The sequence below is a fragment of the Pseudomonas sp. KB-10 genome, from assembly GCF_018221585.1.
In the GTDB taxonomy this organism is placed as follows: Bacteria; Pseudomonadota; Gammaproteobacteria; order Pseudomonadales; family Pseudomonadaceae; genus Aquipseudomonas; species Aquipseudomonas yangonensis.
The window spans coordinates 1-2,587 of the sequence record NZ_QYYB01000023.1 but is presented as its reverse complement, the minus strand read 5'-3'; the positions used below and the strand labels follow the sequence as shown (position 1 = coordinate 2,587).

3 protein-coding genes and 1 pseudogene are annotated in these 2,587 nt (G+C 60.2%); all 4 read right to left on the bottom strand.

Annotated elements, in window-relative coordinates; translation table 11 throughout:
- Window positions 1–755 (bottom strand): annotated as a pseudogene (locus tag DXK50_RS24760) (hypothetical protein); the annotation flags it as partial.
- A gap of 179 nt (window positions 756–934) precedes the next feature.
- On the bottom strand, window positions 935–2,095 hold the full coding sequence (locus DXK50_RS24755) for a zonular occludens toxin domain-containing protein (protein ID WP_212632136.1): 1,161 nt from the start codon (window positions 2,093–2,095) through the stop codon (window positions 935–937).
- Window positions 2,095–2,415, bottom strand: coding sequence for a DUF2523 family protein (locus DXK50_RS24750; protein ID WP_212632135.1), 321 nt, complete (start codon window positions 2,413–2,415; stop codon window positions 2,095–2,097). Before DXK50_RS24750 ends, DXK50_RS24755 begins: the two co-directional genes overlap by 1 nt.
- 1 nt (window position 2,416) lies before the next feature.
- The gene (locus DXK50_RS24745; RefSeq protein WP_283089367.1) at window positions 2,417–2,584 is read right to left on the bottom strand and encodes a virulence factor TspB C-terminal domain-related protein; all 168 of its coding nucleotides are present in this window, start codon (window positions 2,582–2,584) and stop codon (window positions 2,417–2,419) included.
- Window positions 2,585–2,587: the final 3 nt, after the last annotated feature.

Sequence of the window (2,587 nt, the reverse complement as noted above, 5' to 3'; positions counted from 1 at the left end):
TCGTAGTTGTCCGGGTCGCCTTCATCGAAGCTATCGCGACGTTTCCAGACACCTTCGCAGTAATCGAGCTTGTCGATAGCTCGGGCTTGTTCGGTTTTGTTGTAGATCGCCAGTTGGACGCCACCTGCAGAGCCGAACATGTAGGTTTCACCACGTCCGTAGACGCTGCTTTTTGTGTCCCAGGTGATTTCCTTGATGCCGGAAATATCACGGGCAGCGCGTGCGCGGCAGTGCATGCGAGCGACCAGATCAGACGGGGGCGTCCAGCCTTGCAGGTCTAGCGCGAGGTGGACGGCGCATTGGTTGCGCTCAATGTTCGTCAGGACGTGGCTGGCGTAGTAATCCAGGCGTTCCTGCAGGCGCTCGGGGCAGAACTGGTCGATGGCATGCGGAGACACCTCGATTTTCAGGTGTGGCCCGATGTTCTCGATTTTGGCGTTGAAGTTCTTCACCAGCAGGACGAACCCAAGGTCAGCATTCTGCAGCTTGTACTGGTAGCCGGAATCCTTGCTGACCCGCCCGGAGTGCCAGCGCTGGCCAGCGAAATCGACGATGGTCCCTGGTTTGTCGAACAGGCACATGATTTCCGGGCGGATCAGGCCGCGATAGAGCTGGCGGACGGTATCGACGCTGCAGGCCAGAATCTTGGCCTTCGACAGATCAACGATTTCAGCGGTACCCGGATCGACGAAGATTCGGCCCAATGGGTTGTGCTCACCGTTCAGGTCGAGTCGGACAAAGTCTTTAACTTTCATGCTTGGGTTTCCTTACTGGCCATTACTTGCCATTTCGAAATGGTTTTATCTGACGTGTTACAGGGACGTCAGCGCCCGCGCGGCGGCGCACACGCGCGCTCGTGCCTCACGCGCAACCACGCCACCGCGCGTGGCTTTACGCTCGTGGTGCGCCGGCTGATAGCCCTTGCGGCAGGCGATCATTGAAAACGCCCCTTGAGGTTGTGAACGCCACCAACGGAGCCATAGCCATTGAGGCCAGACCCTGGCTGCAGCTGGGGTTGGGTTGCGTGTTGCTGAAGCTGGCCATCCATTGCCAGCCGGTCAGGCTTGGCCGGATCGAAGGCGCCTTCGTTGACGTAGGCCATGCAGGCTTCAAAGGACACCACCGCTCGGGTGCCTTGCTGGGTGTTGCAGCGACAGCCGTAAACCTTGTTATCCATATGGCCCAGGGTGAAGCGCTTGTGGTTCCTGGCCAGCAGGTCGGGATCGGCGGTGTACAGGCAGGAGAGCTGCGGATAGGTCACAGGCCGGGTGATTTCGTCGTAGATGGGCGCCGAGCTGGGGACGTCTGGAATACGTGGCACACGCAGGGAGACGTAATCCTCTGTCGATAACGGCTCGGGGCCTTCCTGGGGCGGTTGCTGGGCGACGGGCGCTCCTGCCGGTGTGGCTGTGCGCGCGTCTGCTGCTGGCTCGGGTGCTGGCTTGGGCGGTGCAATGCGCCGTTCATAAATGCCATAGCCGAAGTAGCCGATGCCCAGGACGCAGATGATCAGAACGAACAATGCCCGAGGCGGCTTGAATTTCATGTGATGTTCAGAGCCTTCAGCGACGGATTGGTACACGCCAAAGTATTTCTTATCGAGCAGGACGCGGGTGGCCTGGCCGTCGCTGAAGTCGTTCTTCTTCTCGACGTCCATGTTTACGCGCTCGAACTCCCAGCGCTTGATGATCTGGCCTTTGTGGCCTCGCACGTAGTGGATGTGCGAGTTGCACAGCTTGCGGAAGTGGGTATCGAGAAGACCGGGGTTCTGGGTAATGCAGTGCAGTTCATGGCCGCGATGGCGCATGGTTTCCAGGGCGCTGGCGTAGGCGGGTACGGCAGAGCCGGCAGGACGAACACGGAAGAAGGTCTGCGCTTCATCGATGACGATGATGGCGTTCTGTGGCAGCTCGTGCCATTTCTGCGGATCGTCGAATTCCTGCCACACCGCTTCGAGCACTTCGGCGTTCGGATCGAAGCCACGGATGTTGTGGTAGTAGACCGGGCGGCCTTCTTTCGCGGCTTTGGCGTCGACTTCTTTGATGGTGTTGAGGGTCTTGCCGTTGCCCTGCAGACCCGTGCGCAGAACGAACATCAGCCACCCGCCTTGTTGAGCAGCGCGAGGCCGGTGATGGTGCCGGTGATACGGTCCATCCCGGCCAGCATCAGGCGGGCGATGACGGCGGCGATGATGATGTTGATGGCCACATCGATCTTGGCCATGCCGAGGATGGCGGCAACCGGTGCGGGAATGGCGCTGAACAGGCCTTTGACGTAGCTGTCGACGGTGTCGATCAGACGACCGATACCGACATAGGCGACGTAGGCAAAGCCCAGAGAAGCCAACGCCCGGAAGACGAGACCGGAGACGATGGAGCCGAGGAAGGTGGCGAGCAGTGGTAGCAGTAGTGGCATATCAAGACCCCTTGATTCCGCGAGCGATGGTGACGGCGAAGAAGATGGAGGCCAGGGCGACGATCAGCGGTCCGATGGCCAGGGCGAAGCGGCATGCAGGCTCCCAGCTAAACGAGTAGCTGCGCCCCATGACGCTGAAGGTTTGCGGTGCAGGGCAGGACTGCGGCAGCCA

Coding starts and splice junctions, on each gene's coding strand:
- DXK50_RS24750 (WP_212632135.1), bottom strand. CDS start 2,415: ATGCCACTACTGCTACCACTGCTCGCCACCTTCCTCGGCTCCATCGTC.
- DXK50_RS24755 (WP_212632136.1), bottom strand. CDS start 2,095: ATGTTCGTTCTGCGCACGGGTCTGCAGGGCAACGGCAAGACCCTCAAC.